The organism is Methylibium sp., assembly GCF_013817365.1.
Lineage (GTDB): Bacteria > Pseudomonadota > Gammaproteobacteria > Burkholderiales > Burkholderiaceae_C > Methylibium.
The window spans coordinates 1-4,077 of sequence record NZ_JACDCU010000380.1; the positions used below are offsets into that span (position 1 = coordinate 1).

4 protein-coding genes are annotated in these 4,077 nt (G+C 70.9%); 1 reads left to right on the forward strand and 3 read right to left on the reverse strand.

The window, feature by feature from the left end; genetic code table 11:
• Positions 1–339 precede the first annotated feature (339 nt).
• The 3 genes from prmC to hemA all read right to left on the reverse strand — a co-directional run bounded on the left by prmC (position 340) and on the right by hemA (position 3,686).
• Positions 340–1,179, reverse strand: coding sequence for a peptide chain release factor N(5)-glutamine methyltransferase (gene prmC, locus H0W38_RS18080; RefSeq protein WP_292456681.1), 840 nt, complete (start codon positions 1,177–1,179; stop codon positions 340–342).
• Positions 1,176–2,288: a peptide chain release factor 1 gene (gene prfA, locus H0W38_RS18085; protein ID WP_292456683.1), complete on the reverse strand. Its 1,113-nt coding sequence runs from the start codon at positions 2,286–2,288 to the stop codon at positions 1,176–1,178. Before prfA ends, prmC begins: the two co-directional genes overlap by 4 nt.
• 78 nt (positions 2,289–2,366) lie before the next feature.
• On the reverse strand, positions 2,367–3,686 hold the full coding sequence (gene hemA / locus H0W38_RS18090; RefSeq protein ID WP_292456685.1) for a glutamyl-tRNA reductase: 1,320 nt from the start codon (positions 3,684–3,686) through the stop codon (positions 2,367–2,369).
• Between the two features lie 109 nt (positions 3,687–3,795).
• Between hemA and H0W38_RS18095 the strand changes: the two genes are divergently transcribed.
• Positions 3,796–4,071 (forward strand): hypothetical protein, encoded by a 276-nt coding sequence (locus tag H0W38_RS18095; RefSeq protein ID WP_292456688.1) that lies wholly within the window; start codon positions 3,796–3,798, stop codon positions 4,069–4,071.
• Positions 4,072–4,077 lie beyond the last annotated feature (6 nt).

Below are 4,077 nucleotides of genomic sequence, written 5' to 3' on the forward strand. Positions count from 1 at the left end.
AGCCTGCATCGAATCGGCACTTCGCGGGCTCGATGCCCGCGAAGTGCCTTCTTTCTATCAAGAGGGACGGTGCCTCTTGCAAAGCCGTGGGCGGGTGTGCGGCGGCGCGCCTGTGCGGCGGCGAGCAGCGCAGGGCTTGCGGGCAGCGCGCGCAGCGCGCTTCGTCAACTGACTCGTCGCACCTGTCTGAGCGCAGTGAGCGCAGCGAACGAAGCGAGTTGTGCGACGGCCCGCAAGCCCGAGCAGCACAGCGAAGTCGGCCCGCAGGGCTGACCGCCGAGCCGGCGCGCTGCCGCACACCCGCCCACGGCTTTGCCCCGTCCGACCCTCGTGCAAGCGTCAGCCCACAACCCGCCCTCCCGTGCAACGCCGCCGGCCACCCAGATCTCGACGCATCGCGATGTCGCGAAAACCGGCTTTCGCAAGCAGGCCCGCCACCGCCTCGGCCTGCTCGAAGCCGTGCTCCAGCAACACCCAACCGCCGGGCTCGAGTCGCGCCGGCGCCTGGGCAGCGATGCGGCGGATGGCATCCAGGCCGTCGGTGCCGGCGGTCAACGCCTGTCGCGGCTCATGGCTCAGCGCTTCAAGATGGATGTCCCCCTCGGCGATATAAGGCGGGTTGCTCACGATCAACTCGAAGCGGCGCCCGGCCAGCGCCTCGAACCAGTCGCTCTTCAGCCATTCGACCCCCAGGCCGAGCCGCTCGCCATTGCCCCGCGCAACCGCCAATGCCGCCGCGCTGGCATCGACTGCCGTGATGCGTGCGAGCGGCCGGTGCCGCGCCAGTGCCAGTGCGATGGCGCCGCTGCCGGTGCCGAGGTCGGCGACCCGCATGCTGATGTCGACCGGCAGCAGTTCGAGCGCCCATTCGACCAGCGTTTCGGTGTCGGGCCGCGGCACCAGCACGTCGGGCGTCACGGCCAGCGGCAGGCCGAAGAACTCCTTTTCGCCGAGCAGGTAGGCGAGGGGCTCGCCCTGCGCGCGCCGTTCGAGCAGCGCCTGAAAGCGCGTCTGTGCCTCGCCTTCGAGTGCCGCCTCGTCGTGCGCGAGCAGCCAAGCGCGCGGCTGCCGCAGCACAGCGCTCAGCAGCGCCTGCGCATCGAGCCGATCGACGCCGTGCCCGCGCGCCGTGCGCAACGCCGCTGCCACGGTGTGCAGGCCGGAGGGCCCGGCGTTCACCGGTCGCCGATCTCCAGCTCGGCCAGCTGCTCGGCCTCGCGCGCCGCAACGAGCGCACGCAGCACCGCAGAGAGGTCCCCGTCGAGGATGGCGCCGAGCTGATACAGCGTGAGATTGATACGGTGGTCGGTCAGCCGGCCCTGCGGAAAGTTGTAGGTACGGATGCGATCGCTGCGGTCGCCGCTGCCGATGAGGCCCTTGCGCGTGGCCGCTTCACGGGCCTCGCGTTCGATGCGCTCGCGGTCGCGCAGCCGCGCGGCCAGCACGGCCATCGCCTTGGCCTTGTTGCGGTGCTGCGAGCGGTCGTCCTGACATTCGGCGACAAGCCCTGTCGGCAGGTGGGTGATGCGCACCGCCGAATCGGTCTTGTTGACGTGCTGGCCGCCGGCGCCGCTGGCGCGGTAGGTGTCGATGCGCAGCTCGGCCGGATTGAGCGTGACCTCCTGCGTTTCGTCCGGCTCGGCCAGCACGGCCACGGTGCAGGCGCTGGTGTGGATGCGGCCCTGCGTCTCGGTGGCCGGCACGCGCTGCACGCGATGGCCGCCCGATTCGAAGCGCAGCCAGCCGAACACGCCGAGCAGGGGCGCGCCGGCGCTCGCCGTCGGGCCCTCGATGCGCAGCACCGCCTCTTTATAGCCGCCCAGATCGCTCTCGCTGGCGCTGACGAGCTCGAGCTTCCAGCCCTGCCGTTCGGCGTGACGGCTGTACATGCGCAGCAGGTCGCCGGCAAACAGGGCCGACTCGTCGCCGCCGGTGCCGGCGCGGATTTCCAGGAAGGCGTTGCGCGCGTCGTCGGGATCGCGCGGCAGCAGCAGGCGCTGCAGTTCGACCTCCAGGCGCTGAAGCTCGTCTTGCGCAGAGGTGGTTTCCTCGGCGGCCATTTCGGCCATCTCCGGGTCGGCGGCCATCTCGTTCGCGGCAGCCAGATCGCGTTCGCGCTGCGCATGCCGGTCGCGGCGCTCCACGATGCCGGCGACCTCCTGATGCTCGCGGCTGAGCGCACGAAAGCCGGCGGCGTCGCGCATCACGGCCGGGTCGGCCAGCAGCGAGTCGAGTTCGGCCAGCCGGTGCGTGTAGCGGTCGAGTTGCTGGCGCAGGGCGGGTTTCATGAGGAGGAAGACGGACAAAGAAGTGTGCCGCCGCAAGAGGAACGCAGCCGCAAGGACCGCGGCCGTGCGGCTGCGGCGCTAGAGCGCTTCGCCGTTCTCGTCGAGCGCAAAGACGGCGCCGCGGGGCTCGGGCCCGCGCAGGAAGAGGCGCGAGACGGTCTCGCTCAGTTGTTCGCGCTGCGCCGGTGCGGCGCTGCCCAGCTCAGTCAGCGTGCCGTGCAGCATCTTTTGTGTCAGGCCGCGGGCCAGCGCGTCGAGCACCGCGTCGACGCTTTCGCCGCGGGCGAGCAGCTTGTGCGCGCGCGCGATCTCGGTGCTGCGCCAGTCGTCGGTCTGCGCCTGCAGTGCGCGGATCAACGGCACGGTGCCGCGCTGATCGAGCCAGTGCACGAAGCTTTGCACGCCGGTCTCGATGATCACTTCGGCCTGCGCCACTGCGGCCTGGCGCTTCTCGCCGGCGCCCTGCACGATCTCCGACAGGTCGTCCACGGTGTAGAGGTACACGTCGCCGAGCTGGGCGACTTCGGGTTCGATGTCGCGCGGCACGGCCAGATCGACCATGAACATCGGCCGGCGTCGGCGCGCCTTGAGCGCACGCTCCACCGCCCCCAGGCCGATCAGCGGCAGCGAGCTGGCCGTGCACGTCACGATGACGTCGAACTCGTGCAGCCGCGCCGGCAGGTCGGCCAGGCGCATGGCCTCGGCGCCGAAGCGCAGGGCCAGCTTCTCGCCGCGCTCGATCGTGCGGTTGGCCACCGTGATCCTGGCCGGCGCGCGCGCGGCGAAGTGGGTGGCGGCCAGTTCGATCATTTCGCCGGCGCCGACGAACAGCACCTGGGTTTCGCGCAGGTCCTCGAAGAGCTGCGACGCCAGCCGCACCGAGGCGGCCGCCATGCTGATCGAATGCGCGCCGATCTCGGTGGAGGTGCGCACCTCCTTGGCCACGGCGAAGCTGCGCTGGAACAACTGGTGCAGGGTGCTGCCCAGCATGCCGCAGGCGTCGGCCTCGCGCACGGCCTGCTTCATCTGGCCGAGGATCTGCGGCTCGCCGAGCACCATGGAATCCAGGCCGCTGGCCACGCGAAAGGCATGGCGCGCCGCCTCGCTGCCCTGCAGCACATAGGCGTGGTGCGTGAGCGCATCGGCGCCGATGCCGCCCACGCCGGCCAGCCACTCGAGCGCCGGGCGCATCAGGCGCGGCTCGGCGGCGCAGTACAGCTCGGTGCGGTTGCAGGTGGAAATGATGGCCGCCTCGGCGGCCGGCGAGCGGCCGGAGGCGATCAGTCGTTCCTGCAGGCCTTGCAAGGTCGGTGCGATCTGTTCGGGCGTGAACGCAAAACGACCGCGCAGATCGAGCGGCGCGGTCGTGTGGTTCAGGCCCAGCGCGAACACCGACATGCCGAGATTATAAAATGCGGGTCTTCTCCAGGCATTGCGCTGCCGACAGCGGCCCCGACCTTCGCGCACCCCTCGCGTCCGGACCGCTCCGCCGACCCGGCCCGCCGCCATGACCGCTTCTCTCGCTCTCATTCACCTGATGAACTTCGTGCTGCCCGCGCTGATGCTGGGCTTCGTCGCCGCCGGGCTGGCGAAGCTGGTGTGGCGGCGCGCACTCAAACCCGTGCCGCTGCTGCGGCTGGGCGGCTGGGCCAGCGGTGCTGCTTTGCTCGCGCTCATCGGCGGCTTGTTGCTGACCGGTCGCGACGGCGCGATGGCGACCTACGGCGCGATGGTGGTGGCCTGCGCCGCGGCGCTGGGTTGGGCCGGCTGGGCGCGGCGATGAGCTACA